Raw genomic sequence first — 25,459 nt, 5'->3', positions numbered from 1 at the left:
TCTCAGACTCCAGGCGTGGCGGTCACCACCCCCGCCGCGATCGCCGCGAGGAGGGCCGTACGGTCGGCGGCGGTCTGGTCGGCGTAGTGGAGGGCGAACTCGGTGACGGCGCGGTCGAAGGTGTCGGCGCCGCCGAGGTAGGAGGCGATGGCGATGCGGTCGCCGGACCGGGCGTGCGCGCGGGCCAGGGCGGTGCCGCACAGCCGCCCGTACGCGCGCAGGTCGGCGGAGTTCATCCCGGCGATGTCGGCACTGACCTTCATGTCGCGCAGTTGCCGCCAGTAGAAGGCGCGGCCCTGCGGCCCGGTCATCCAGCCCAGGAAGATGTCACTCGCGGACTGCATGAGCCGCTGCCCGGCCACGACCCGGTGGCCGGGGTGGGCGAGGAGACCGTTCGGCAGGTGCTCCTCCAGCACCGACTTGCGTGCCTCCTTGAGCTGGAGGAAGAGCGGATCGTCGTCGTCCCGGCCGGTGAGCAGCACGATGAAGCAGCGCAGGCCGACGCTGCCGACGCCGACGGCCTTGCGGGCGGCGTCGACGAAGCGGTAGCGGTCGAGGAGCTGGCGGCGCTCCTCGGTGAGGGTGGAGCGGTAGTCGCTGAAGATCTTGCGGACGGCGGCCGCGTCGGAGGCGCCGGCGGGTTCCAGGAGCGGCGGGTCCTGGATGATGCGGCGCCGCCCGTCGACCACCTCGGTCAGCTTGTCGAGGGCCTGCAGGCTGGTGCGGCGGCGGGCGCGGGTCAGGCTCGACTCGACGCGTCGTCGCCGGCGGTCGGAGCGGGCGAGGGGCAGCAGGTCGTCGGCGGCGATGCGGGCGTACCAGACGTCGAGCTCGCCGAGTCCGGACAGCCGCCGCATGGTGGTGCGGTACGCGGTCACGGAGTCCAGGGCCGCGCGGAGCACCTTGGGCTCGGGGTGGCCGTTCTCGCGGGCGGCGACGGCGACGGAGACCGCGAGCCGTTTGACGTCCCACTCGAAGGGGCCGGGGTACGTCTCGTCGAAGTCGTTGAGGTCGAAGAGGAGGGCACGTTCAGGGGAGGCGTACAGGCCGAAGTTGAGCAGGTGGGCGTCGCCGCTCAGCTGGACGGTCAGGCCGGTGTGGGGCTGGGCGGCCAGGTCGGCGGCCATCACGGCGGCCGCGCCGCGCAGGAAGGCGAACGGCGAGCCGGTCATCCGCCCGTACCGGATCGGCAGCAGCTCCGGCAGCCGGTCGCGGCCCTGCCGCTCCAGTACGGCGACGGGGTCGGACCGGTCGACGGAGGGAACCCAGCGGGCGTGGGCGGAGCGCGGGACGTGCTTGCGGGCCTCCTTGCCACGCCGGGCTCGGTCCGCGGGGGTGGTCATGCGCGGTGCCTGCGGTGCCTGCGGTGCCTGCGGTGGTGCCTGTGATGACTGTGATGCCTGTGCATCGGGCCTCCCGTACTTCCTGGATCGTGCTCCCCGGCTTGCTTCACCTCCTGTTCGCAGTGAAGGGCTGGTACGGGGGCGTGTGCATGCCGGGTACGGCGAACGGGTGACGGTGGCCTGTCGGCATCGGCGTCGGCATCGGCGTCGGCATCGGCATCGGCATTGGCGTCGATTTCGGCGGCCGGTTGTTCACGTCCGGTTGTCAGTGGTGTCGGCGAGGATGCCCTCAGGTGGTATGCGAGGGGCGGAGGCCGGCATGGGTGAAGGACAGCAGCGGTACGTCGACGTGGCGGAGCGGCGGGCCCGGCTCGCGCTGCGGCACCGGCTGGCGGGTGCGGCGCGGGCGGCGGCCCCCGAGGAGGTCGCCGACTCCCTGGTCGCGCTGCACGGCTCGGACCCGGCGACGGTGTACCTGGCGGTGGGAGCGCGGCTCGCGGACTCCACGAGAACCGTGGCGGAGACGGAGCGGGCGCTGTACGAGGACCGCTCCCTGGTCCGCATGCACGGCATGCGGCACACGGTGTTCGTGTTCCCCACCGACCTGACCGCGGTCGTGCACGCCTCCACCGGTCTCGTGGTCGCGGCGCGGGAGCGGGCGGCGCTGCTGAAGGACATGGCGAAGGCCGGGGCACCGGACGCGGCCTGGCTGAAGGAGGTCGAGGAGTCGGCACTGGCCGCGCTGGCACGGCGCGGGCAGGCGACGGCCACCGAACTCGCCCGGGACGAGCCGCGCCTGCGCGAGCAGTTCGTATACGCGGCCGGGAAGCCCTACGAGGGGATCCACACCGTCTCCACGCGACTGCTGAAGGTGTTGGGCGTCGAGGGCAAGGTGGTACGGGGGCGGCCGCTGGGCTCCTGGACGTCGACGCAGTTCCGCTGGGCGGTCGCGCCCGAGCACCCCGAGCTGGACGTGGCGCGGGCGCAGGCGGAACTTCTGCGGCGGTGGCTCGCGGTGTGCGGGCCGGCCACGGAGGGGGACCTGAAGTGGTGGACCGGGTGGAAGGTGACGGACGTCCGGCGTGCGCTGACCGCCGTGGGCGCGCAGGCGGTGCGGCTGGACGAGGGCACGGGGTACGTCGTCGAGGGCGACGTCGACCCGGTGGCGGGGCCCTCCGAGCCGTGGGCCGCGCTGCTGCCCAGCCTCGATCCGACGGCGATGGGGTGGCAGGAGCGGGACTGGTATCTGCCGCGGGAGTGGCGCCCCCTGCTGTTCGACAGGAGCGGCAACGTGGGGGCGACGGTGTGGCTCGACGGGCGCGTGGTGGGCGTCTGGGCCCAGCGGGCGGACGGCGAGGTCGTGTGGCGCCTGCTGGAGCCGGGCGGGGTGGGCCGGGAGGGCGAGGCGTTGATCGCGGCGGAGGCGGCGCGGGTGCGGGGGTGGGTGGGGGCGACGAGGGTGACGCCACGGTTCCGGACGTTGGTGGAGAAGGAGTTGTCGGCGGGCTGAGAGGGGTGTTGCTCCTCTCAGCCCGCCGGTCTCAGCCCGTTCGACAACACGCGCCGCCCGCTCCCACGGCACGGGAACGGGCGGCGCTCGAGGCTAGTCGGTCTCAGCGGCTGTAGCGCAGCAGCGCGCGCACCATGTGGCACGTGGTGTCCGACGGCGGGTGGATGCCGATCAGCTCGGCCGTGCTCCGGATCTTCTCGTTGCGGGCCTGGTTCGGGACGTAGACCCCCAGGTCGAGGAGGGCGATGGCCAGACGCATGGCCTTGAGGCGGCGGTTGTGGGTGATGTACCACTCGCGGGGACGCCCCGGCGGCAGCGGCCGCTTCGCCATGGGCGCGTACGGCAGGTCGAGCTGGACGGAACGCTTCGCGGTGGACTGGGTCGGCAACGGCTTCTGCTTCAGGGCGGCAGCGGGCACGGGCATCCTCCTGTCGCGGTCAGGACCCCGCCGGAAACCCCGGCGACGCCCTCGAACACTTCCCCCATTCTACTGCCCGCCACTGACATCCAGGGAGTCCAGAAAGCAGCCAAAGACGCAGGTGAGAAAGGGATTTGACGCCTCACCACGCCAGGCTCGCGCGACCCTCATAAGACGGCAGTAATTCGAACAGAGCCACACGCGTACCGTGGCCCTCATGGAAATCTGGATCAACCCGGCCTGCTCGAAGTGCCGCAGCGCGCTCTCCCTGCTCGACGCCGAGGGCGCCGACTACACCGTCCGCCGTTACCTGGAGGACGTACCGAGCGAGGACGAGATCAGGGACGTACTCGACCGCCTGAACCTCGAACCCTGGGACATCACCCGCACACAGGAGGCCGCGGCCAAGGAGCTCGGGCTCAAGGAGTGGGCCCGGGACGTGGGTTCCCGCGACCGTTGGATCAAGGCGCTCGCCGAGCACCCGAAGCTCATCCAGCGCCCCATCATCACCGCGCAGGACGGCACCGCCGTGGTGGCCCGTACCGACGAGGCAGTGCGGGACGCTCTGTCCCGTTGAGCAGGGGTTTGACCGTCGACGGGAGTTCGGGCGGCCCCGGTGTTACCCTCCGCCGCCATGACCTTCGGTGATCAAGGAATGCCGTACGGACCGCCCGACCCCTACGCCCAGTGGGCGGCCGAGCAGGAACGCATACGCGCCCACAGAAGCAGACGGACCCGGCGCGCCGTGACCGCCGGGACGGGGGTGGTCCTCGCCGCCGCCATCGCCGCCGGCGCCGCGCTCTGCACGGGCGGGGACGACAACGACGACAGTGCGGCGGCCCCGGCCGCGAGCACCGCACCCAGGTCGGGCGCGGCCACCCCCGCCCCCTCCGTCGATGTCGACGTGCCCAGGACCCCGACCGCCCTCCCCTCCCTGCTGGCCCGCCCGGTCATCCGCCCGGAGCAGGCGTTCCCGCGGACGAGCGTGCGACTGAAGGACGGCTCCCGGTACACCCGGGTCGACCTGGCCACCACCACCGACTGCGCCCGGGGCATGTCCCAGGAGCTCGCCCAGCTGATCGAACAGGGCGAGGAGTGCTCCCGGTTGACGGCGGCCCTGTTCACGGACCACGACCGGCGCTCACAGGTGACGGTCTCCGTGCTGAGCTTCCGGCGCGTCGAGGACGCCTCACGCGTGTTCATGATGGCCTCCATGAACCCGGTGACATACCAGGTGGTCTCGCTCGATCCACCGCCGGCGGCCGGGCTGCCGACCGTGCCGCCCGGCTCAGCCGGGGTCTTCCGCCGGGTGATGACGGTGCGGTCCGTGGTGTTCGCGGGCGGCCAGTGGGGCGACGGCTCGGAGACCGGCGAGGCCGAGCTCACGCGGCAGACGGAGGGCCTGCTGCGGTACGTCAACGACACGGTGGCGGCGTACGAGGAGGGGAAGACCTGAGAGCAACTGCCGTGTGACGCAGGTTACTTCACTGACTCCTGTAAACCGCTGAGTAACTTCGTTCGGTATCTCGTACATAGCGGCGTACGCTCCCCTACCTCTCAGGAGGCGCGCATGTCGCGTAGGAGAACTCTCAGTACGAAGAAGAAGGTCGCGCTGTTCGTCACCGCCGCGGCGGTGGCGGGAGGCGGCGCCTTCGCCATGGCGGCCACCTCGAACGCCGCGCAGCCCCCGCAGACCGGCGCCGAGTCGTCCGTCTGTCAGGGGCTCGCCACCGCCCTCGGCAACAACCAGAAGTTCATCGACGGTCAACGGGCCAACCCGGACGCCCAGTCCGAGGCCAGGATCGCCAACCGCGAGGCCGTCATCGCGCAGATCAAGGTCCAGCAGGAGGCGTCGGGGTGCGTCGTTGGGGAGTCGGCTCAGGACTCCCAGGCGACGCAGCCGGCGCAGGACGGTCAGCAAGGCGGTCAGCAAGGCGGTCAGCAAGGCGGAGAACAACAGGCCGGTAGCCCCCCGGCCTCCGCCCCTGCCGATTCCGCCTCCGCCTCCGCCCCCGCGGCCGGGGGTGGCGGCGCGGCCTCCGGCCAGCAGGTCTGCAACGGCTCCACCGTCACGCTCTCCGGCGAGGGCGGTGCCCCGGCCGCGTCCAGCAACCAGTTCCCGACGGGTACGAAGCTGAAGGTCACCAACCTGGACAACAACAAGTCCACGACGGTGGAGGTCACTTCGGTCTCCGGCAGCTGTGTCCTGCTGAACAACGCGGCCTTCGAACAGGTCCGTGAGCCCGGCAAGTTCCTGATCCGCCGGGCCGTGATCGAGAAGGTGGGGTGAGAATCGACCGGAGCCTCAGCCGGCGAGAAACTCGCTGAGGCGGCGGCCGAGTTCGGGGGGCGCGGCCTGCGGCAGGGCGTGATGGGAGACGTCGGGAAGGACGTCCACCTCCGCGCACGGCAGCAGGTCGGCCGCCCTGGTCGCCACCTCGTACGTGTCATGGGTCCTGCTGCTCCCGGCCAGGAGCAGCAGGACCGGCATGTCCAGGCGGCGCAGCGCGTCCGGCGCCGGGCGCGGGCCGGTCACCGGCTTCGGGGACGGGAATCCGGCGGCCGCCTCCTGCAGGCGGAGCCAGTCGGCGTCCAGGTCCCTTCTCCCGGTCTCCCACTCCAGGAAGGCGCGGACGCGGCGGGGCGCGGGCCGCAGCAGCATCGGCAGGGCGTGCAGCAGGTACGTCGCCTTGTATCCGGCGAAGCACTGGGTCGGGTCGAGGAGGAACAGGCGGCGTACCCGAGTGGGGTCGCGCAGGGCGTGGTGCAGGGCGATCCAGGCGCCGTAGGAGTGTCCGCCGAGGTCGGTGGCCTCGACGCCCAGGCCGTCGAGAAGCGCGTTCAGCCAGGCGGCCAGGTCGGCGACCGTGCGGGGGTGACGGTCGGCGGCCGGGACGCTCAGGCCCGGGGCGCCGAGCAGGTCGACTGCGTACACCCGGTGCTGCTGGGCGAGGTCGGCCGCCTGGGCGTACCAGGAGGCGGAGGTCGCTCCCCCGCCGCCCGGCAGGAGCAGGAGCGGGGGCGCGTCGGGCGGGCCGCACATGGTGACGTACGTCGTGCCGAAGGGCGTCGGGACGCGGACGGCCTCCCGCTCGGCGGGCCACTTGGCCATGACCTTGTCGTACGCGGCCCGGAAGCCTTCGAGGTCGTACGCACCGCGCGTGCTCACCGCATCCGTCGCACCCATCGTGCCCCCTCACATCCCCTAATATCTCGTTGGGCGAGATACTCGCCGAACGTGACGATAACCGAAGGAGCGCCATGCCGTCCCAGGGACCCGAGATGGAGATCGTCCATCTGCTGCGCGCGGTGACGGTCGAACTCGGCCTGCACAGTGCGCGGTTCGCGCACCGCAACGGCATGCACCCGACGGACGTACGCGCCCTGATCGCCCTCATGGACGCCAGGCGGGCGGACGAGGAGATGACGGCCGGGCGGCTCGGCGCGGCGCTCGGGCTGAACTCGGCGGGCACGACGGCGCTGGTCGACCGTCTGGAGCGGGCCGGGCACGTACGGCGGGTGCGCGCCGAGGGCGACCGCCGCAAGGTCCTGATCGAGGTGGACGAGCGGGCGGTCGAGCTCGGCCATGCCTTCTTCGGGCCGCTGATCGGCCGGGTGGTGGAGCTGGTGCGGGGATACGACGAGCGGGAGGTCGCCGCGATCCGGGGCTTGCTGAGCGGTGTGCGGGAGGCGGCGGCCGGGGAGGACTGACCCGGGGACGCGCGGGCGACTCGCTCTCACGCCGTGAGCCGCGCCACAGCATCACCAGGTAACACGGGGTTCACACTCGGGCAATGATCGGGAAATCGCCTGTTGACAGGCTCGCGGGCATCAAGCGCGGCGCCCCAGTGCCGCAGCGCCGCAGCACCCGCAAGTGCGCCTAGACCCACCCCCGAAGGATGTGGCCCGTGAGCTTCAAGGCTGAGTACATCTGGATCGACGGCACCGAGCCGACGGCCAAGCTCCGCTCCAAGACGAAGATACTGGGCGACGACGCCAAGGGTGCCGAGCTGGGGATCTGGGGCTTCGACGGGTCGTCCACGAACCAGGCCGAGGGCCACTCCTCGGACCGTGTCCTCAAGCCGGTCTTCTCCTGCCCGGACCCGATCCGCGGCGGCGACGACATCCTCGTCCTGTGCGAGGTCCTCAACATCGACATGACGCCGCACGAGTCCAACACCCGTGCCGCGCTCACCGAGGTCGCCGAGAGGTTCGCCGCGCAGGAGCCGATCTTCGGCATCGAGCAGGAGTACACGTTCTTCAAGGACGGCTACCCGCTGGGCTTCCCCAAGGGCGGCTTCCCGGCCCCGCAGGGCGGCTACTACTGCGGTGTCGGCGCCGACGAGATCTTCGGCCGTGACATCGTCGAGGCGCACCTGGACAACTGCCTGAAGGCGGGCCTCGCCATCTCCGGCATCAACGCCGAGGTCATGCCCGGCCAGTGGGAGTTCCAGGTCGGCCCGGTCTCCCCGCTGGAGGTCTCCGACCACCTGTGGGTGGCCCGCTGGCTGCTCTACCGCACCGCCGAGGACTTCGGTGTCGCCGCGACGCTGGACCCCAAGCCGGTGAAGGGCGACTGGAACGGCGCCGGCGCGCACACCAACTTCTCCACCAAGGCGATGCGCGAGACCTACGACGCGATCATCACCGCCGCCGAGTCGCTCGGTGAGGGCTCCAAGCCGCTCGACCACGTCAAGAACTACGGCGCCGGAATCGACGACCGCCTGACCGGTCTGCACGAGACCGCCCCGTGGAACGAGTACTCCTACGGTGTCTCCGACCGTGGTGCCTCGGTCCGTATCCCGTGGCAGGTCGAGAAGGACGGCAAGGGCTACATCGAGGACCGCCGTCCGAACGCGAACGTCGACCCGTACCTGGTGACCCGCCTGATCGTGGACACCTGCTGCTCCGCTCTGGAGAAGGCCGGCCAGGTCTGATCCACGGTTCTTCCCGGAAGGGGCGCCCGCCGCCTTGGCGGGCGCCCCTTCCGCGTACGCCCGAGCCACCTCCGTGCGGGGATGCGTCCCAAGCAGTGAGAGGAGGGTCCTCTCAAGGGTGTTGTTCTGCTTCAATGGGGTCATGGCCAGCTTTCAGAAGTACTTCGCGACGGGTCGCCACGACCTCGAGCCATTCTGGCCTTCCCGTCAGCACCACGACTTCGACCGGGTGTGTTGTCGCGCGATGAGCGCGCCGGCCCTCTAAAGCCGTACACCCCGGCCTTCGGCCAGCGCGGAACGACGCAGGACCCCTCGACGAGCCCGACCACGAACTCGTGGCCGTCGAACTCCCGACGAACCTCTCGCGCGAAAGAGCTGACCTCTCATGGCGACCACTCGTTCTCTCTCCACCGCCACGCTCACCGACCCCGCCCAGAACGGCTCCGCACGGCACCGACTGCGTGCCGTGGACCGGGACGAGGTGGTGGACGTCGCGGACTTCCTGCCACCCGGTACCACCTGGCTGCCGGCACCGCAGCACACCCTGCCCACGCTGCCGGGCCGGCCGCCGATGATCGGCTACCTGGTGCTGGTCCCGGCCGACCAGCAGCCGCCGTTCCTGCCGGTCGCGGTGCCCGACCAGCCCCGGCCGGTCGACACCGCGGGCGGCGACCCGCTCGTGCGCGTCGACGCCGTGCAGCGCACCGCCGAGGTGAACGGGCGGCAACTCGACCTCACCTACCTGGAGTTCGAGCTGCTCGCGCACCTCGTCGCGCACCCGGGCCGGGTGCACACCCGGGACCAGCTGGTCGGCACGGTGTGGGGCTACGGCCACGTGGGCGACGGCCGTACCGTCGACGTCCACATCGCCCGGCTGCGCCGCAAGCTGGGCGCCGAACACCGCCAGGCGATCCAGACGGTGCGCCGGGTCGGGTACAAGTACACCCCGCCGATCGGACGCTGAGGCAGACCGCGAACCGCTGGCCGTCTGCCCTCGGCAGATCGCCGTTCCGTCCCGCCGCTCCACCGGGCAGAGTCACCCGCATGAGACTTCTTGTGCTGGGTGGTACGGAGTTCGTGGGACGGGCCGTGGTGGAGGCGGCGCTGGGGCGCGGCTGGGACGTGACGGTGTTCAACCGGGGCCGGCACGGTCCCGTCCCTGGCGCCCGTCCGCTGACCGGCGACCGCACCTCGCCCGACGGGCTCACCGCCCTCACCGAGGACGAGGGCGAGTGGGACGCCGTCGTCGACACCTGGTCGGCGGAGCCGGTGGCCGTGGACCGCACCGCGCGGCTGCTGCGGGACCGCGCACAGCGGTACGTGTACGTGTCGAGCTGCTCGGTGTACACCTGGGCCCCGCCCGCCGGGTACGCCGAGGACGCGCCCCTGGTCGAGGGCGCCGAGCCCGACGCGGGCCCCACCGACTACGCCCGTGACAAACGGGGCGGCGAGCTGGCCGCCGCGGCGGCCTTCGGCGCGGACCGCTCCCTGCTCGTACGGGCCGGGCTGATCCTCGGCCCGTACGAGAACGTCGGCCGGCTGCCCTGGTGGCTGACCCGGATCGCCCGGGGCGGGCCGGTCCTGGCACCCGGGCCGCGCGACCTGCCCCTGCAGTACGTCGACGTCCGCGACCTCGCCGAGTGGATCCTCGGGGCGGTGGAGCGGGAGTTGAGCGGACCGTACAACCTGATGAGCCCGCAGGGACACGCCACCATGGGCACCTTGCTCGACGCCTGCGCGCACGTCACCGGCGGTGCGGCCGAGCTGCGTTGGACCGACCCCGACGTCGTCCTCGGCGCGGGCATCGAGCCGTGGACGCAGCTGCCGGTGTGGGTGCCGCCGGGCAGCGACATGCACGACGCGCTGCACGCCGCGGACGTCTCCCGGGCCGTGGCGACGGGGCTGCACTGCCGTCCCGTCGCCGACACCGTGGCCGACACGTGGGCGTGGCTGAAGGAGATCGGCGGCACGGCGCCGCAGCGGCCGGACCGGACGCGCAAGGGCCTCGACCCGGAGGTGGAGGCGAGGGTGCTCGCGGCGGCCACGGCTGCACCGGATCCCGGGGGTGTACCTGGCACCACCTCCTGACCGGGGGCTTCGGGCCAGTGACCGCCGGTCGGCGGCTCGGCCAGACTGACGGCATGAACACCAACTCGAAGAGCGGCGAGGTCGGTTCGAGGGCACGGGGGATGGTGCTCGCCGCCGGGCGGGGGCTCCTGCTGGCCGTCGTGTCGCTGCCCCTGGCCGTCCTGGGCTTCTGCCTCTCCCTCGTGTCCATGGCGCTGATACCGATCGGGGTCGGGGTCCTCACCACTCCGTACGTGGTGAAGGGGGTGCGTGCCTTCGCCGACCGGCGGCGGGTGCTCGCCGAGCGGTGGGGCGGGGTGCGCATCCCGTCGGCGTACCGGCCGATGCCCGAGACGGCCAACCCGTGGACGCGCACCTACGCGCTGCTGCGGGATCCGGCGACCTGGCGGGATCTTCAGTGGCTGCTGGTGGACATGACGGCCGGGTTCCTGACCGCGCTGCTGCCCGCCGTCCTGGTCCTCTACCCGCTGGAGGGATTCGCGCTGGCGATGGGCCTGTGGCGGGTCATGACGGGTGGGGCCTACGGCGAGTACGGACCGTACTGGTACGGCTTCGTGCCGGTCAGCGACCAGATTTCCGCGTTCGGCGCCGCCGCCCTGGCCGCCGTCCTCCTCATCGTCGCGCACCGGTACGCCGTGAGCGCGTTCCAGGTCCACTTCACCCTCACCAAGGCCCTGCTCTCCCCCAGTCAGGCCGAACTGGCCGAGCGGGTGCGGGTGCTCACCGAGACCCGCCGCGACGCGGTCGACACCTCCGCCGCCGAACTGCGCCGCATCGAGCGGGACCTGCACGACGGGGCGCAGGCGCGGCTCGTCGCCATGGGCATGGACCTCGGGACCATCGAGACGCTCCTGGACAAGGACCCGCAGCAGGCCAGGCAGCTCCTTTCGCAGGCCCGCCAGTCCTCCGTCGACGCCCTCGCCGAACTGCGCGACCTGGTGCGCGGCATCCATCCGCCGGTGCTCGCCGAGCGCGGCCTCGGCGACGCCGTACGGGCGTTGGCGCTGCGGCTGCCCCTCGCGACGGAGGTGACCGTGGACCTCGACGGCGGCCGCGCGGACGCGCCGGTGGAGTCGGCCGCGTACTTCGCGGTGAGCGAGGTGCTCACCAACGCCGTCAAGCACTCCGGCGCCGACCGGATCTGGATCGACCTGCACCACGCCGACGGCCATCTGCGGATGTCCGTCACCGACAACGGCAAGGGCGGTGCGGTGGTCGGGGCCGATTCGGGCCTGGCCGGGATCGAGCGGCGGCTCGGTACATTCGACGGCGTCCTGGCCGTCAGCTCCCCCGCCGGCGGTCCCACCATGGTGACCATGGAGATCCCTTGCGCGTTGTCCTAGCCGAAGACCTGTTCCTGCTGCGCGACGGTCTGGTCCGGCTCCTTCAGGCCCATGACTTCGAGATCGCCGCCGCCGTCGAGAGCGGCCCCGAGCTGGACCGGGCGCTGGCCGAACTCCGCCCCGACGTGGCGGTGGTGGACGTACGCCTGCCGCCCACGCACACGGACGAGGGCCTGCAGTGCGCGCTGCGGGCCCGCCGGGACAGACCGGGCCTTCCGGTGCTCGTCCTCTCGCAGCACGTGGAGCAGTTGTACGCGCGTGAGCTGCTCGCCGACGGCAGTGGCGGGGTGGGGTACCTGCTGAAGGACCGGGTGTTCGACGCGGAGCAGTTCGTGGACGCCGTACGGCGGGTGGCGGCGGGCGGTACGGCGATGGATCCGCAGGTGATCCAGCAGCTGCTGGCGCGGCGGTCGGGCGACGGCCGGCCGCTCGACCGGTTGACGCCCCGGGAGCTGGAGGTGCTGGAGCTGATGGCGCAGGGCCGGACCAACGCGGCGATCGCGGGCCGGCTCGTCGTGACGGAACGGGCCATCGCCAAGCACACCGCCAACATTTTCACCAAACTGGGACTTGAGGTCTCGGACGACGACAATCGGCGCGTCCTGGCCGTGCTCGCCCACCTGAACCGGGACCGTTGAGCCGGAAATCTTCACACCCCCAACTACCAGCATCGACGAGGTAGTTGGGGGTGAATTGTCTCACCTCTTGACTCACAGGTTCCTCATCAATTTCTGAGACGGCTGAACACCTCTGGGACGGCGTGCGTAAGAGAGAGCGCCGCTTCACTCCTGTCGGGCGCCTCGATGCTGCCCCGCAAGGAAGTCAGAGGAGTTCCATGGGACGCAACACACGTAAACGCCGTTCGTCGATGGCCACGAAGGCCGTGGCAGCATCGGCGGCCCTAGCGCTCGGTGGGGGCGGGCTGATCTGGGCGAACTTCTACGCTTCGGCGCACGAGTCCAACAACTCGGCTCAGAACCAGACCAAGGCCGCCGCCGCCGCACAGGTCGCGACCATCGCCTGCCCGGACGTGGGTCAGAAGCTCACGAACGTGCCGAACGGGGCACGTAACGGCGTGGCGAAGGAGCTGGCGCTCCTCGACAAGCAGATCACCGAGGCCTACGCCCGGCTCGCCTCCACGCGCCAGGCCCAGGCGGGCGACGCCAGCTTCGTCCAGAACGCGATCGTCGGTCCCCTGAAGGAGAAGCGGGCCGCGACGATCGACCGTATCCGGATCAACATCCAGCGCGTCGGTGGCAGCTTCAACAGCCAGCTGAGCCAGCTCTCCGCCTGCACCGCGCAGGCCGCCAACGCGCAGACCAACGCCGGTGGGCAGAACGGCGGTCAGCAGAACGGCGGCCAGCAGCAGAACGGTGGCCAGCAGCAGGGCGGCGGTCAGCAGCAGGGCGGCCAGAACAACGGCGGCCAGCAGCAGAACGGCGGTCAGCAGCAGGGCGGCCAGAACAACGGCGGCCAGCAGCAGGGCGGCCAGCAGAACGGTGGCCAGCAGCAGGGCGGCCAGCAGGGCAACGGCGGCCAGGGCGGCAACGGCCCGGTCGCGGCGGACTTCGTGGACATCACCAAGGTCCAGGGCAACGCCCAGCTGGGTGTGGGCCAGAACGGCCTCCCCGCGAACGGCAACAGCGGTTCGAGGGGCACCTTCACCTCGAACTGTGGCACCAACGGCAACGACAACCACAACACGGACAACGTGATTGTCGCCCCCGGTGTCACCAACGGCGCGCACCACCTGCACGACTACGTCGGCAACCAGAACAACGACGCCTTCGCGAGCGACCAGGAGCTGGCGGGTGCCGGCACCAGCTGCCAGAACCAGGGCGACAAGTCGTCGTACTTCTGGCCGGTGCTGCGTCTCCAGGACGGTTCGCAGGACTTCGACCAGAACAACGACGGTGGCGGCAAGGAAGGCAACGTCGGCAAGATCCTTCAGCCCGCCCAGGCGCAGCTGAAGTTCGTCGGCAACAAGAAGGGCAACGTCGTCGCGATGCCGACGGCCCTGCGCATCATCACCGGTGACGCGAAGGCCTTCGTCAACGGCAACGCCAACGCCAACGTGAACTGGAGCTGCACCGGCTTCGAGAACAAGGTGCAGCTGAAGGACAAGTACCCGATCTGCCCGCAGGGCAGCCAGGTCGTCCGGACGACCAACTTCCAGAGCTGCTGGGACGGCAAGAACATCGACAGCGCCAACCACCGTACGCACGTGGCGTTCGCCCAGGCGGACGGCACCTGCGCCAACGGTTTCAAGGCGATCCCCCAGCTCCAGGTCCGTCTGACCTACAACATCCCGGCGCCGAAGCTGCAGAACGGCCAGGTGGTGGCCCCGTACGCGGTGGACACCTTCCCGGAGAACCTGCACAAGCCGATCACCGACCACAACGACTTCATCAACTTCTTCTCGCAGAACACGATGAACCAGATGGTCAACTGCATCAACACCGGCAAGCAGTGCAAGTGATCCAGTGATCGACTGATCCACTGATCAACCGAGAAAGCCGGCGGTGAGGATTCCTCACCGCCGGCTTTCTCGTGTGCCAGGCCCGGTCAGTGACCGGAGTGGGTCGCGCCCTCGGAGGGCTCGTGCGACCCCTCGTGCGCGGTGTGGTCGGCGCCCTCCTCGATGTCGCCGCCGAGCGTCTTGCGCAGCGCCACCACCGTGCTGGTCTCGCCCACGGCCACCCACTTGCGGCCGACCAGGTAGTGGCCGCCGTAGTCCTTGGCCCCGTTGATCCACTCGCGTTGGCCGCGGTCGGTGGCAAAGGTCGCCAGGATGAACTTGCCGTCGGGGACCTTGCAGATGGCCTGACGGATCTCGTCGGCGTCGGTCTGCATGTTCGGCGTGCACTTCACCTCGGCGGCCAGGTGCTCCAGGCTGCCGGTGGCCGCCGACGGGACGGCCTTCGTTTCCTTGTCGGAGCCGGAGCCGGAGCCGCAGCCCGCCAGCGCCAGCATCAGCGCGGCGCCGCTCAGCGCGAGCATCGGTCGGGTCACCTTCATCTGTCCTCCCTGCGAGAGCCTCGTCCTGGATACGGCTCCCGGGTGCGGACCGCTCAAAATACCGGTCACGACGGGCACACCCGTGCGAAAGTGACCCGGTGGACCAAGACTGGGAAGATCGTGTGACCGCCGCCTGGGCGACCTTCGACGACTACGCCGAGGAGGACGCGGCCAAGTTCCGGGCCGTGATCGACAAGCTCGTCTCCGAACTGCCCGACGACAGCCCCCTCGGCCCATTCGAACAGGCGTGCGCCTGGGACTCGACCGGCCACTCGGACAAGGCGGCCCCGCTCTACCGGGAGGCGCTGGCGCGCGGCCTGAACGGCTACAAGGGCAGGCGCGCCAAGATCCAGCTGTCGAGCTCGCTCAGGAACATCGGGCAGGCCGAGGAGGGCGTCAAGCTGCTGACGCCCGAACTGGACGCACCCTCCGACGAGTTGGACGACGCGGTACGTGCAACCCTCGCGCTGTGCCTGTCGAGCCTCGGCCGCGACCGCGAGGGCCTGTCCCTGGTCCTGGGCGCCCTGGCGGCCCATCTGCCGCGCTACCAGCGATCGATGGCGAACTACGCGCGGGCCCTGGTTGCACCGGAAGAGTGAGTCGCCCGGGTGGCGGTGACCATCCACCGATTCGCTCGTTCTGCTGAACGTGCAGTCACAGGATGTCGCCCAGCACCCCTCCTCCACGCTCTCCGCCTCGCTCGAACAGGCCGAGGCCGCGCTCGTCGAGCACTACCCACGGCTCGTCCGGATCGCCTACCTGGTGCTGCCGCCGAGCCTCGGCCGGGGCAGGCGCGTCCTGGCCGCCCACGCCCTCGCCCAGCGCGCGCTGCCCCGGGGCCGGACGTCCGCACCCGTGATCCCGGCCCAGTCGTCGGGGGGCGTCGGCGCCGACGCCGGCTACGCGTACGTCCGCCTCCAGGTGCTGCGCACGGCACTGGAGGCGGGCCTGCCGATGAAGGGCAGGGTCTGGCCCAGGCGCTCCCAGCTGCCGCCGCTGCTGCCCCAGGTGTGGGGCCTGCGCCTCTTCCCCCGCTCGGGCGGCGCCGACGAACTCGCCCTGGACCAGCGGCTGTCCGCGCTCACCGGCCCGGCCCGGGCCACGTACGTGCTGCGCGGCCTCGAGAAGCTGCCCGACGCGGACATCCGCAAGGTGCTGACCGCGGCCGGCGTCGACGACCCCGCGGACGCGCTGCGGGAGGCCGACGAGGTCGGCGCGCAGTACGCGCTGCTCGACTCCCCCGAGTTCGACCCCTGCTCGCTCCAGGCCCGGCCCACCGACCTGATGCGGCGCAGGCAGTACACGAAGGCCGCGCTCGCCGCGGCCGCGGCCCTCGCCGTGTGCGGCGCGCTGGTCGCGCTGCCCGGCGACGGCTGGGGCCCCGACGGCGCCGCCGCCCCGCCGTACGCGAAGAACTCCGCGGCCGAGGCCGCCCTGGATCCCGGCCGGGTGACCCGGGCCGCGCCCACCGCCTGGCGCACCGCCACCCGCGCCGATTTCTCCGTGTGGCCCGCGCGCGGCGACCTCACCGGCGACTCGGCGCTGCTGCGCCGCGCGCTCGCGGTCTGGGCGCGGCCCGGCGAGACCGTCCGCGTCTCGGCGACCCCCGGCACCCAGTCCGGTGGCCCCGCCGGACCGCCCCAGCTGCTGTACGCGGGCAACGTCGACAACGCGCGCGTGGTGATCCTGTACGACGGTCTGCGCATCGCCCGGTACGCCGAGCCGAAGGACGGCACGGCCGGCGCCGCCCTCGACTTCGCCCGGGCCGACGGCGCGCGCGGGGCCGAGGCGAGCGCGGTGGTCCTGGAGCGGGCCGACGGCAACGTCCGCTACCTCACGGCGCCGTGGGTGACGAAGGCGGCCGAGCGGGACCTGCTGAAGCCGGGCGCCGGTGCGATGGCCCTGACGGTGACCGACGGGATCACCTCACCGCTGGCCGGCCCCGCGGCCCGGACGGGGACGTGCACGTCGTGGAACGCTCTCCAGGTGACGGACGCCTCCGGCACGCGGCTGCTGACCGACCTGGGCGAGCTGGTGCCCGCCCACCTCTCGGCTGGGCGGCCGGGGAAGTCGCGCGAGGTGAGAGGGGCGGAGGCGCTGCGTGTCTGGGCCCCGTTCGCCTGCTCGCTGGCGGACGCGCGCGGCCAGGGCGTGCGGTCGGTGAACGCGTGGAAGTACGCGAGCCAGCCGCTGCCCGACGGGAGCGGTTCCGGCGCGTGGGTGTGCACGCGTGCGGAGACGTGGCGGGGCGGCGGTCCCCGGGTGCTGGCGCAGTTCGGGACGCCGCGCTTGCCGGTCGGGGCGGTGGTGGCGAAGGCCGCGGACGTGCCGGCGTGCGGACCGCGTGATCCGCACGTGCTGGCCGGGGTGTTGTGGAAGTCGGCGGGGGGTCACTGGTACCTGCTCGCCGCGGGCAGCAAGAACACGGCGTCCATCGCGGCGACGGGCGGTATCACCGCGACCTCGCGGGGACGGTTGCTGGCGGTGAAGGCGCAACAGGGGGCCCAGGCCGAACTGAAGAGCACGTTGACGGACGGGCGGTCGATCAACGGGCTGGGGTAGAAGTGATCAGCGGGCGCCGGCCATGTGAACAACCGTGGCCGATCCGGTCCGTTCGCGGCCGGATCCGATCGGTAGAGTGTTCGCATGACTACCGGAGTTCGTCGTCGCATGGGTGTCGAGGAGCGACGGCAGCAGTTGATCGGCGTCGCCCTCGAACTCTTCAGCCGGCGTTCGCCCGACGAGGTCTCCATCGACGAGATAGCGTCCGCTGCGGGCATCTCGCGCCCGCTCGTCTACCACTACTTCCCCGGCAAACTCAGCCTGTACGAGGCCGCGTTGAAGCGCGCGTCGGAGGATCTGGCGGGCCGGTTCGCCGAACCGCAGGTGGGGCCGCTCGGCGCGCGACTGCTGCGGGTGATGCGCCGCTACTTCGACTTCGTCGACGAACACGGGCCCGGTTTCTCGGCACTGATGCGCGGCGGCCCGGCGGTTGGCTCCTCCACCACCAACGCGCTCGTCGACTCCGTGCGCCAGGCCGCGTATGACCAGATCCTTTCGCACCTGGACGTCACCGAGCCGCCCGCGCGACTGGAACTGATCGTCCGGTCGTGGATCTCGCTCGCCGAGTCGACCGCGCTGATCTGGCTGGACGGCCGACGCATCCCGCGCGCCGAGCTGGAGGCGCAACTCGTGCACGACTTCGCCGCGCTCGCCGCGGTCAGCGCCGCCTACGACCAGGAGATGAGCACGATCCTGCGCGGCATGCTCAAGGACGAGCCGGCCGACGGTCCGTTCAGCGAACTCGTCGGCCGACTGCTCGCCCTCGCGTCCTAGACCTCGAACTTCCGGTACGAGGGGTCGAGGTCGCGTACCTCGGCGGAGGCGTGCAGCGCCAGGCCCTCGGCCGGCTTCAGGTGCTGCCGCAGCAGTTCCAGGGCGGTCTCGGTGAGCCGGGCCTTGGTCTCCTCCGTGCGGCCGGCCAGCAGACCGATGTGGACGTGCACGACGGCGTGCCCCGCGGTGTCGGGGCCGACCACGGTGTCCTCGGTCGGGCGGAACTGCGTCTTGCAGGCCGGCGGCTTGGCGGCCGCTATCTCGACCGTCGCGGCGTGCAGCGCCTGAGCGAAGCCCGGGCGGTCGAAGTCCTCCGCCAGCCGAGCCGAGTAGTCGACGGTGATCTGCGGCATGGGCACTCCTGTTCTATGGCAACACGCTCACCCTAATCGGTCTCCGATCGGGCCGTCCGAGAGAAGACGGCGACCGTGCGCCCCGGGACGGCGAACGTGCCGGAGGCAGCCTCGTACCCGGCGGCCTTGACCACGGAGTCCGCGCCCGCCGCCTGCACCGGGTGCAGCCGGTAGCCCGTACCGGCGAGCGAGGCGACGCGCTGCTCCTGTGCCGTCGGGGTCGCGTTGAAGACGACGACCAGGTCACCGAGGAACATGGTGATCACGCCGGGTGTCTCGTCCTTCCCCGAGAGCGGGAAGGAGAGCCGGGACTGGACCTGCTCGGCCGTGCCGAGGGAGAAGTCCTTCTCGCTCGTACGGATCCTCAGCAGGTCCCGGTAGGCCGCCGAGGCCCCCTCGATCTGCTCGCAGCCGACCGCGACCGAGCCGAGCAGCGGCACCGCGTACGGCCACTTGGAGGCGTTGTCGGCCGCCATCGGCAGCCCGCGCCCGAAGCCGTTGCCGTCCCGGCAGTCCCAGTGGATCGCGTTGAACCAGTCGCCGCTGTCGTAGGAGTTGCGGTCGAGGGACTTGGAGCGCAGCAGGTCGGTGCCCGCCTGGGAGAGGGACGGGCCCTGCGAGAGGGTCGCCGTGGCCATGGCGAGGACCTGCATCCGGGCCCGGTCGGACGCGCTCACCGACGCGGGCAGCTTGTAGGCCAGCGCGTCGAACAGCGACTCGTTGTCGTGCGCGTCGGCGTAGGCGAGGGCGTCGCCGGGGGCGTCCGCGTAGCCGGCGGGGGCGCCGTTGTAGTCGACCTCGGCGCCGGTGACCTCCTTGCCGCCGGTGTCGGTGAAGCGGTAGCGGGCGAGGTTCCCGGAGAGACCGACCTTGATCAGGTCCTGGTAGTGCAGCAGGCGGGCCTTCTGCTCGGCGGAAGTGCCGTTGTGTGTCGATGAGTTGGGGTCGTTGTACAGCCCGGACCCGAAGCCCTGGACGCCGGGGTCCTCGTCGAAGGGGCCGCCGCCGCGCACCGCGTCCCGGGCGCGGTCGGAGAAGGTGGCGATGCCGGTGCCGGCCATGTTCTTCTGCGTGGCCTGGACGAACCGGGCGTCGTCGGCGACCTCGCCGAAGTTCCAGCCCTCGCCGTAGAGGATGATCTTCTTGCCGTCGACGCCGTCCTTCGCGGGCGTGAGCGCGTCGAGGGCCTTCCTGACCGCGAGGATGTTCGCCTTCGGGTGGTGGCCCATGAGGTCGAAGCGGAAGCCGTCGACCTTGTACTCCTTGGCCCAGGTGACGATCGAGTCGACGACCAGCTTGCCCATCATGGCGTTCTCGGTGGCCGTGTTGGCGCAGCAGGTGCTGTTCGCCACCGAGCCGTCGGCGAGGAGCCGCTGGTAGTAGCCGGGCACGATCCGGTCGAGGACGCTGGTGTCCGCCTGGCCGCTCGCCGCGGTGTGGTTGTAGACGACGTCCATGACGACCCTCAGGCCGTCCTCGTTCAGCGCCTTGACCATCTTCCGGAACTCGACGGTGCGTTCCGTGCCGTCGGGGTCGGTGGCGTACGAGCCCTCGGGGACCGTGTAGTGGTACGGGTCGTAGCCCCAGTTGAAGGCGTCCTTCGCGGCGATCTTCCCGACGCACTCCTGCTGCCGGTCGGAGTCGGCCGGGTAGGAGGCGAGATCGCAGTCCGTTCTCGCCTGGTCGGACTTCTTCTCGGGGATCGTCGCGATGTCGAACGCGGGCAGCAGGTGAACGTAGGACGTGCCCGCCTTCGCCAGCTCCCGCAGGTGCTTGGAGCCGTCGCTGTCCTGGTCGGCGAACGCGAGGTAGGTGCCGGGGTGCTTCGCCGTCCGGTCCGCCACGGAGAAGTCCCGGATGTGCAGCTCCTGGATCTGGGCGTCCTTCAGCGGCACGGCCTTCGGCTTGGCGAGCCCCGACCAGCCGCTCGGCGCGAGGGACCTGTCGTCGAGGTCGACGACGAGGCTGCGCCCGGAGTTCGCGGTGAGGGCGAGGGAGTAGGGGTCGGTGACCTTGTTGGTGACGACCTTGCGGACACTGGGCGCCCACACCTGGACGACGTACCGGTAGGGCTTGTTCTTCCAGGACGCGGGGCCGGTGACGGACCAGACGCCGGTGGTGTCGTTCCGCTTCATGGCGACGGTTGAGCTGTCGAGCTCCAGCTTCACCGATTGTGCCGTCGGCGCCCAGACGGCCAGCGTCGGCCGCCCGTCGCGGAACGTCGGCCCGAGCCGCGCCTTCGTCGCCCCGGGGTACAGGTCGTCGAGCACGCCGGCGATCTGTACGCCGGTCGCCGCGAGCACCGCGCCGTTCACGGCCCGCTGGGAGGCGACGAGCTGCCCGCGCAGCGCCTCGCGCACCCGGTCGCGGTCGCGCGGGTCGACGGACCAGGCGGTGTAGTCCTTCAGGTGCGGGAACTTCGCCTTCTGCGCGTCGGTGAGGGTGGTCCTGGACAGCCGCAGCCAGCGCTCGTCGTCACTGGTCAGCGCGCCGCTCTTCACCTCGATCGAGCCGTCGCGGGAGTACAGCAGCTGGCTGGAGGCGGCCGCGTCGGAGCCGTTCCAGGCGATGGTGTTCCGGTCGATCCAGACCGCCTTGGAGGTGGACAGGTCGAGGGCGGCCGCGCTGCCCGCGGGCTGCGGCAGCAGGTACTTCTCCTGGCCGTTCAACAGCCACACCTCGTGGCCGTTCGCCGTGAGGTCCAGCGACTGGTCGGAGGGCAGGTCCTTCTCGTCGCCCTTGTGGATGATGTAGCTGAGACTGGTGGCACCCTCGGTGAGCGGCACCTCGAAGACAGCGCCATAGGCATCAGTCTTCACCGGCTTCAGCGGGTTCGACCACTCGGTGGGGCCGGCGGCACCCGTCCAGACGTGCAGCCCCCAGCCGTCGTAGTTCCCGTCGGCGCGGTGGTAGTGCAGGACGGCCTTGGCCTTGTCCTGCGCCGGGTAGTCGGGCCGTTCGGTCCGTACGTCCTCCTTGCCCTGCTCGATCCAGACCTCACCCGTCCTGGTGACGTCGATCGTGCGGTCGGCGGAGACGTCCTTGTCGCCCTGCTTGTCGATGACGAGGAAGCCGACGTTCGAGGCACCCGGCTTCAGCTTGACGTAGGCGAAGGCGCCGTAGGCGTCCCGGCCGGCGAAGGGGTGGCTGTCGGGCCAGTTCGTGGACTCCCCGTCGGCGAGGTCGCCCCAGGCGTATAGGCCCCAGTCGGCGTAGTCGCCGTCGGTGCGCTTGTAGTGGACGACCGCGTAGTCGCGGGAGGAGGCGGTGGGCGTTTCGGGGGCGGGCGCAGTACCGGTGAGGCTGTCCGCCGTGGCGCTCGACGTCCGCCCGGCCGAGTCGATCACGACCGCCTTGTAGCGCAGGGCCATGCCGGCCGGTACGTCCTTGGTGAGGGTCTGGGTGACCTTGTAGGGGGCGTGGTCGGCGGAGCCGAGCGTCCGCCACTTGCCGTTACCGACCTGGGCGGCGAAGACGACCCGGTTGAGCTGCCCGCCGTCGACATCGGCGCTCAGCTCGACGGTGCCGGTGGCGCCGGCATCCGGGACCTTGAGGGTGATCGTCGGCTTGGCGGACGGCTGGGCGAGCTCGCCGGCCGCCTTGAGAACGATCGCCGAGCCGGCCGGAACCGTGACGGTGATCTTCTTGTCGGCGTCGGACTTCAGGGTGTCCTTGCTGCCGTAGATGCCCCGGAACGCCATGTTCGCCGAGCCGGTCGCGAACGTCGCCGACTTCGCCTCGCCGGCGTTGTTGAGGGCGACGACGTACTCAGCCTTGTCGGTGCCGGTGCGTGAGAAGGCGTAGACGCCGGCCCCGTCCGCAGCGAAGCGCTCGGTCTGCACGCCGTCGGTGAGGGCCGGGTTGGCCTTGCGGAGCTTGGCGAGGGTGGCGATCTGCCGGTACAGCGGTGCGTCTGTGTCGTAGGCGTCGCTCGCGTGGGTGCGGTCGGTGCCGATCTCGTCGTCGTCGAGGTAGTCGGCGGTGCGCGAGGCGAACATGGTCTGGCGGGCGTCCTTGTCCCCGCCTGCGCCGGTGAAGCCCTGCTCGTCGCCGTAGTAGACGACCGGGTTGCCGCGGCTGAGGAACATCAGTTCGTTGGCGAGCCTGTCCTTGGTGAGGAGTTCGGCGTCGGTGGCCTTCGGGTTGTCGTGGTTCAGGAAGTACCCGATACGCCCCATGTCGTGGTTGCCGAGGAAGGTGACCTGCTCGTACGCGTTGGCCTTGTCGGTCGTGTACTTGTAGTCGTCCCCGAAGACGGACGCCAGCTTCCGCGCGCTGCCGCCCTGCGAGGCGTACTGCCGGGCTGCCTCCTGGAAGGGGAAGTCGAGCGTGGCGTCGAGGCGGCCCTGGGTGACGTACGGGGACGTGATGTTCGTGTCGGCGGAGTAGACCTCGCCGAACATGAAGAAGTCGTCGCGCCCGTGCCTGGCCGCGTAGGCGTCCAGAGCCGTCGCCCACTGGGTCCAGAACTCCATGTCGACGTGCTTCACGGTGTCGATGCGGAAACCGTCGATGTCGAAGTCCCTGACCCAGCGCTGGTAGATCCGCTCCATGCCCTTCACGACCTCGGGACGCTCGGTCCACAGGTCGTCGAGCCCGGAGAAGTCGCCGTACGTGGTCGACTCGCCCGCGTAGGTCGAGTCACCCCGGTTGTGGTACATCGTCGGGTCGTTGAGCCAGGAGGGGACCTTCCTGACAGCCGAGGACGCGACGGGTGTGCGTGGGAAGGAGTCGGCGTCGACGGCCGGGACATCAGAACTGCCCGCGTAGTCGGCGTCGTCGAAGGGCTCGCCGTCCTTCGTCAGGTAGGGGAAGGCGCCCTTGGAGAGGTACTCGTAGGACTTCTCCTCGTAGTCGACGACGTCCGCCGTGTGATTGGTGATGACGTCGAAGAAGACCTTCATGCCCTTGGCGTGCGCCTTGGAGATGAGGGTCTCCAGGTCCTTGTTGGTGCCGAAGTGCGGGTCGACCTGGGTGAAGTCGGTGATCCAGTAACCGTGGTAGCCGGCTGAGGCGTTGCTTCCCGTCCCCTGCACGGGCCGGTTCTTGAAGATCGGGGCCATCCAGATGGAGGTGGTGCCGAGGCCCTTGATGTAGTCGAGCCGCTTGGTCAGGCCCTTGAGGTCACCACCCTGGTAGAAGCCCTTGTCGGTGGGGTCGTAGCCGGTGCTAGGACGGGAACCGGTCAGGCCGCCCTTGTCGTTGGCGGTGTCCCCGTTGGCGAAACGATCCGGTAGGACGAAGTAGAACTGCTCGCGTGTGTCGTCGTGCCGGGCGGGCTCAGCGGCGAGCCTCGCGTCGGACGGCGGGGCGGGCGGGGTGTCGGCCCGGGCGGCGACGGGCTGGACGAGTGCTGCGGCCAGCGCGGTCACGGTGACCGCAGCGACCCGTCCGGCATGTGCGGTACGGCGCCTTGAGGGCACCGGCCATCTGGGTATCACTGACGTGGACTCCTTGCGATGACGGCTCTGTTGGGTCCGACCCCGGGCGCAACGTATCGCCGTCGAAACGCTTACAGCAAGAGTCCTGAAACAAACGGAAAGAACTTTCAGCAGGTGGAGTTGGTCTGCGTCAGCAGGCCGAGCCACCAGGGCAGGGTGTTGTAGGGGCCGGTTGCCGAGGGGTTCAGGCCCTGGGTACAGGTACTGGGTACAGGTACTGCAGCCGGCACGGTTGATGGTGAAGGTCTGGTCGACGCCCGCCCGGATCATCTCGCCGTGGTGCGGAACATCGGATCAGAAGATCCGGAGACTTTTCCCTGTTCGAATGCGCGGACCCAGAGGGGCCCGCTAGCGTCGCGTGTGTGAAGGTCGTGGTGCAAGTGAAGCTGCTGCCGACGCCCGTCCAGGCGGCGGCACTTGAGGCGACGGTGCTCGCCTGCAACGAGGCGGCCACCTGGGCTAGCAGCGTTGCCTTCGAAAGAGATGTGAAGCACAACTTCGCTCTGCGCGAGCACGCCTACGGTGAGGTCAAGGCCCGGTGGGGGCTGGGCGCGCAAGCCGCCCAGCACGTGATCAAGAAGACGTGCGATGCGTACACCACGCTCAAGGCCAACCTGAAGGCCGGAAATCTGGGGAGGCCAGGCTCCAAGCGATATCGGAAGGCCACCGAGAAGCCGGTCACGTTTCGGCCGGAGAGCGCACAGCCCTACGACGACCGGATGCTGTCCTGCCAAATCACCGAACGGCGGATCTCGATCTGGACTGTGTGCGGGCGCGTGAAAGACGTGGCGTTCACTGCGTCGACCGAGCAACTGGCCATGCTGGCCCTGTATCGCAGGGGCGAGTCCGACCTGGTGTGCCGGGACGGCATGTGGTTCCTCAGCGCCACCTGCGAGGTGCCCGAAGCCGAGCTGAACACCGATGCGGTGGATTTCCTCGGCATCGACCTAGGCATCGTGAACATCGCCACCACCTCGGACGGCGAAATCATGGACGGCCGCGAACTCAACCGCGTGCGGGTCCGCGAACGCACCCTCCGTGCCAAGTTGCAACGCAAGAACACTCCGTCCTCCAAACGCCGCCTGAAAAAGCGGCGCCGCAAGGAGGCGCGGCGGGCTCGAGACATCAACCACAAAATCGCGAAACACGTGGTGGCCGAGGCAGAACGCACCGGTCGCGGAATCGCCCTGGAAGAACTGACGGGCATCCGCGAGCGGGTACGGCTTCGCAAGCCCCAACGGGCCACCCACGCCAGCTGGTCGTTTGCCCAGCTGGGGGCGTTCATCGCGTACAAGGCCCGCCGGGCGGGGGTACCGGTGGTGTACGTCGATCCGGCGTACACATCGCGCACCTGCGCCGAGTGCGGCCACGTAGACAAGGCGAACCGGGTCTCGCAGGCCTGGTTCGCGTGCCGGTCCTGCGGACTCGTTGATCACGCGGACCGGAACGGCTCCCGCAACATTCGCGCGAGAGCGTGGGAGTTGTGGCGACGCGGGGCCGAGTCAACGGCCCCTGCCCCACCACCGCGTCAGTGGGGCGGGGCTGGACGCAAACGCAGCATCACCGCCAGTGATGCCCGTTCTGCAATCCCGGCGGCTTTGGCCACGAGTAGTTGACGTACACCATGCTGTACGCGTCGGCGCTGACGTCGAACAGCAAGGCGAGCCTCCCC

The 25,459-nt window shown here is 70.5% G+C and carries 21 protein-coding genes; 15 read left to right on the top strand and 6 right to left on the bottom strand.

What is annotated here, in order from left to right:
- Window positions 1-2 precede the first annotated feature (2 nt).
- Window positions 3-1,343, bottom strand: coding sequence for a DUF2252 domain-containing protein (locus ACFYWX_RS17145; RefSeq protein WP_389424842.1), 1,341 nt, complete (start codon window positions 1,341-1,343; stop codon window positions 3-5).
- Between the two features lie 319 nt (window positions 1,344-1,662).
- On the opposite strand from ACFYWX_RS17145, the gene ACFYWX_RS17140 reads away from it, so the two are divergent.
- Window positions 1,663-2,853, top strand: coding sequence for a winged helix DNA-binding domain-containing protein (locus tag ACFYWX_RS17140; RefSeq protein ID WP_389424841.1), 1,191 nt, complete (start codon window positions 1,663-1,665; stop codon window positions 2,851-2,853).
- A gap of 103 nt (window positions 2,854-2,956) precedes the next feature.
- On the opposite strand, the gene ACFYWX_RS17135 is transcribed toward ACFYWX_RS17140, so the two are convergent.
- A complete protein-coding gene (locus tag ACFYWX_RS17135) occupies window positions 2,957-3,271 on the bottom strand; it encodes a hypothetical protein (RefSeq protein WP_389424840.1) in 315 nt (104 codons plus the stop codon).
- Window positions 3,272-3,488: 217 nt separating this feature from the next.
- Between ACFYWX_RS17135 and ACFYWX_RS17130 the strand changes: the two genes are divergently transcribed.
- The 3 genes from ACFYWX_RS17130 to ACFYWX_RS17120 all read left to right on the top strand — a co-directional run bounded on the left by ACFYWX_RS17130 (window position 3,489) and on the right by ACFYWX_RS17120 (window position 5,561).
- Window positions 3,489-3,848 (top strand): arsenate reductase family protein, encoded by a 360-nt coding sequence (locus tag ACFYWX_RS17130; RefSeq protein WP_389424839.1) that lies wholly within the window; start codon window positions 3,489-3,491, stop codon window positions 3,846-3,848.
- Window positions 3,849-3,905: 57 nt separating this feature from the next.
- The gene (locus ACFYWX_RS17125) at window positions 3,906-4,727 is read left to right on the top strand and encodes a hypothetical protein (protein WP_389424838.1); all 822 of its coding nucleotides are present in this window, start codon (window positions 3,906-3,908) and stop codon (window positions 4,725-4,727) included.
- A gap of 114 nt (window positions 4,728-4,841) precedes the next feature.
- Window positions 4,842-5,561, top strand: coding sequence for a hypothetical protein (locus tag ACFYWX_RS17120; RefSeq protein ID WP_389424837.1), 720 nt, complete (start codon window positions 4,842-4,844; stop codon window positions 5,559-5,561).
- A 15-nt stretch (window positions 5,562-5,576) separates the two neighbouring features.
- On the opposite strand, the gene ACFYWX_RS17115 is transcribed toward ACFYWX_RS17120, so the two are convergent.
- Entirely contained in the window at window positions 5,577-6,458 is an 882-nt protein-coding gene (locus ACFYWX_RS17115) for an alpha/beta fold hydrolase (protein ID WP_389424836.1), read from the bottom strand.
- A 74-nt stretch (window positions 6,459-6,532) separates the two neighbouring features.
- Here ACFYWX_RS17115 and ACFYWX_RS17110 point away from each other — a divergent pair, with 74 nt between their 5' ends.
- From ACFYWX_RS17110 to ACFYWX_RS17080, 7 genes are all read left to right on the top strand, one after another.
- Entirely contained in the window at window positions 6,533-6,982 is a 450-nt protein-coding gene (locus tag ACFYWX_RS17110; protein ID WP_389424835.1) for a MarR family winged helix-turn-helix transcriptional regulator, read from the top strand.
- A 197-nt stretch (window positions 6,983-7,179) separates the two neighbouring features.
- On the top strand, window positions 7,180-8,208 hold the full coding sequence (glnII, locus tag ACFYWX_RS17105) for a glutamine synthetase (RefSeq protein ID WP_389424834.1): 1,029 nt from the start codon (window positions 7,180-7,182) through the stop codon (window positions 8,206-8,208).
- A gap of 385 nt (window positions 8,209-8,593) precedes the next feature.
- Window positions 8,594-9,172: a winged helix-turn-helix domain-containing protein gene (locus tag ACFYWX_RS17100; RefSeq protein ID WP_389424833.1), complete on the top strand. Its 579-nt coding sequence runs from the start codon at window positions 8,594-8,596 to the stop codon at window positions 9,170-9,172.
- A gap of 80 nt (window positions 9,173-9,252) precedes the next feature.
- Window positions 9,253-10,296 carry an SDR family oxidoreductase gene (locus ACFYWX_RS17095; protein ID WP_389424832.1) on the top strand — a complete coding sequence of 348 codons (1,044 nt, stop codon included), beginning with the start codon at window positions 9,253-9,255 and terminating at the stop codon, window positions 10,294-10,296.
- A gap of 53 nt (window positions 10,297-10,349) precedes the next feature.
- On the top strand, window positions 10,350-11,639 hold the full coding sequence (locus tag ACFYWX_RS17090; RefSeq protein WP_389424831.1) for a sensor histidine kinase: 1,290 nt from the start codon (window positions 10,350-10,352) through the stop codon (window positions 11,637-11,639).
- A complete protein-coding gene (locus tag ACFYWX_RS17085) occupies window positions 11,624-12,277 on the top strand; it encodes a LuxR C-terminal-related transcriptional regulator (RefSeq protein ID WP_389424830.1) in 654 nt (217 codons plus the stop codon). Before ACFYWX_RS17090 ends, ACFYWX_RS17085 begins: the two co-directional genes overlap by 16 nt.
- 197 nt (window positions 12,278-12,474) lie before the next feature.
- A complete protein-coding gene (locus ACFYWX_RS17080; RefSeq protein WP_389424829.1) occupies window positions 12,475-14,118 on the top strand; it encodes a DUF1996 domain-containing protein in 1,644 nt (547 codons plus the stop codon).
- 86 nt (window positions 14,119-14,204) lie between these two features.
- Here the strand turns inward: ACFYWX_RS17080 and ACFYWX_RS17075 are convergent, their stop codons facing one another.
- Window positions 14,205-14,657, bottom strand: coding sequence for a hypothetical protein (locus ACFYWX_RS17075; RefSeq protein WP_389424828.1), 453 nt, complete (start codon window positions 14,655-14,657; stop codon window positions 14,205-14,207).
- Window positions 14,658-14,755: 98 nt separating this feature from the next.
- Here ACFYWX_RS17075 and ACFYWX_RS17070 point away from each other — a divergent pair, with 98 nt between their 5' ends.
- The 3 genes from ACFYWX_RS17070 to ACFYWX_RS17060 all read left to right on the top strand — a co-directional run bounded on the left by ACFYWX_RS17070 (window position 14,756) and on the right by ACFYWX_RS17060 (window position 17,993).
- Window positions 14,756-15,256, top strand: coding sequence for a tetratricopeptide repeat protein (locus ACFYWX_RS17070; protein ID WP_389424827.1), 501 nt, complete (start codon window positions 14,756-14,758; stop codon window positions 15,254-15,256).
- Between the two features lie 49 nt (window positions 15,257-15,305).
- A complete protein-coding gene (locus ACFYWX_RS17065) occupies window positions 15,306-17,219 on the top strand; it encodes a hypothetical protein (RefSeq protein WP_389424826.1) in 1,914 nt (637 codons plus the stop codon).
- A gap of 84 nt (window positions 17,220-17,303) precedes the next feature.
- Window positions 17,304-17,993 carry a TetR/AcrR family transcriptional regulator gene (locus ACFYWX_RS17060; protein WP_389424825.1) on the top strand — a complete coding sequence of 230 codons (690 nt, stop codon included), beginning with the start codon at window positions 17,304-17,306 and terminating at the stop codon, window positions 17,991-17,993.
- Here the strand turns inward: ACFYWX_RS17060 and ACFYWX_RS17055 are convergent.
- Window positions 17,990-18,346: a 5-carboxymethyl-2-hydroxymuconate Delta-isomerase gene (locus ACFYWX_RS17055; protein ID WP_389424824.1), complete on the bottom strand. Its 357-nt coding sequence runs from the start codon at window positions 18,344-18,346 to the stop codon at window positions 17,990-17,992. The genes ACFYWX_RS17060 and ACFYWX_RS17055 overlap by 4 nt on opposite strands.
- A 32-nt stretch (window positions 18,347-18,378) precedes the next feature.
- Complete coding sequence (pulA, locus tag ACFYWX_RS17050; protein WP_389424823.1) at window positions 18,379-23,787, bottom strand: pullulanase-type alpha-1,6-glucosidase; 5,409 nt, start codon at window positions 23,785-23,787, stop codon at window positions 18,379-18,381.
- A gap of 362 nt (window positions 23,788-24,149) precedes the next feature.
- Here pulA and ACFYWX_RS17045 point away from each other — a divergent pair, with 362 nt between their 5' ends.
- Window positions 24,150-25,403, top strand: coding sequence for an RNA-guided endonuclease InsQ/TnpB family protein (locus ACFYWX_RS17045; protein ID WP_389424822.1), 1,254 nt, complete (start codon window positions 24,150-24,152; stop codon window positions 25,401-25,403).
- Window positions 25,404-25,459 lie beyond the last annotated feature (56 nt).

The sequence above is a fragment of the Streptomyces sp. NPDC002888 genome, from assembly GCF_042888465.1.
Lineage (GTDB): Bacteria > Actinomycetota > Actinomycetes > Streptomycetales > Streptomycetaceae > Streptomyces.
This window is presented reverse-complemented; position numbering and strand designations above follow the sequence as displayed.

Bases quoted from the DNA above. Each gene is read 5' to 3' on its own strand.
- ACFYWX_RS17120 (WP_389424837.1), top strand. From the start codon at position 4,842: ATGTCGCGTAGGAGAACTCTCAGTACGAAGAAGAAGGTCGCGCTGTTC.
- ACFYWX_RS17130 (WP_389424839.1), top strand. From the start codon at position 3,489: ATGGAAATCTGGATCAACCCGGCCTGCTCGAAGTGCCGCAGCGCGCTC.
- ACFYWX_RS17140 (WP_389424841.1), top strand. From the start codon at position 1,663: ATGGGTGAAGGACAGCAGCGGTACGTCGACGTGGCGGAGCGGCGGGCC.
- ACFYWX_RS17110 (WP_389424835.1), top strand. From the start codon at position 6,533: ATGCCGTCCCAGGGACCCGAGATGGAGATCGTCCATCTGCTGCGCGCG.
- ACFYWX_RS17090 (WP_389424831.1), top strand. From the start codon at position 10,350: ATGAACACCAACTCGAAGAGCGGCGAGGTCGGTTCGAGGGCACGGGGG.
- ACFYWX_RS17060 (WP_389424825.1), top strand. From the start codon at position 17,304: ATGACTACCGGAGTTCGTCGTCGCATGGGTGTCGAGGAGCGACGGCAG.
- ACFYWX_RS17100 (WP_389424833.1), top strand. From the start codon at position 8,594: ATGGCGACCACTCGTTCTCTCTCCACCGCCACGCTCACCGACCCCGCC.
- ACFYWX_RS17080 (WP_389424829.1), top strand. From the start codon at position 12,475: ATGGGACGCAACACACGTAAACGCCGTTCGTCGATGGCCACGAAGGCC.
- ACFYWX_RS17115 (WP_389424836.1), bottom strand. From the start codon at position 6,458: ATGGGTGCGACGGATGCGGTGAGCACGCGCGGTGCGTACGACCTCGAA.
- ACFYWX_RS17075 (WP_389424828.1), bottom strand. From the start codon at position 14,657: ATGAAGGTGACCCGACCGATGCTCGCGCTGAGCGGCGCCGCGCTGATG.
- ACFYWX_RS17095 (WP_389424832.1), top strand. From the start codon at position 9,253: ATGAGACTTCTTGTGCTGGGTGGTACGGAGTTCGTGGGACGGGCCGTG.
- ACFYWX_RS17125 (WP_389424838.1), top strand. From the start codon at position 3,906: ATGACCTTCGGTGATCAAGGAATGCCGTACGGACCGCCCGACCCCTAC.
- ACFYWX_RS17145 (WP_389424842.1), bottom strand. From the start codon at position 1,343: ATGACCACCCCCGCGGACCGAGCCCGGCGTGGCAAGGAGGCCCGCAAG.
- ACFYWX_RS17055 (WP_389424824.1), bottom strand. From the start codon at position 18,346: ATGCCGCAGATCACCGTCGACTACTCGGCTCGGCTGGCGGAGGACTTC.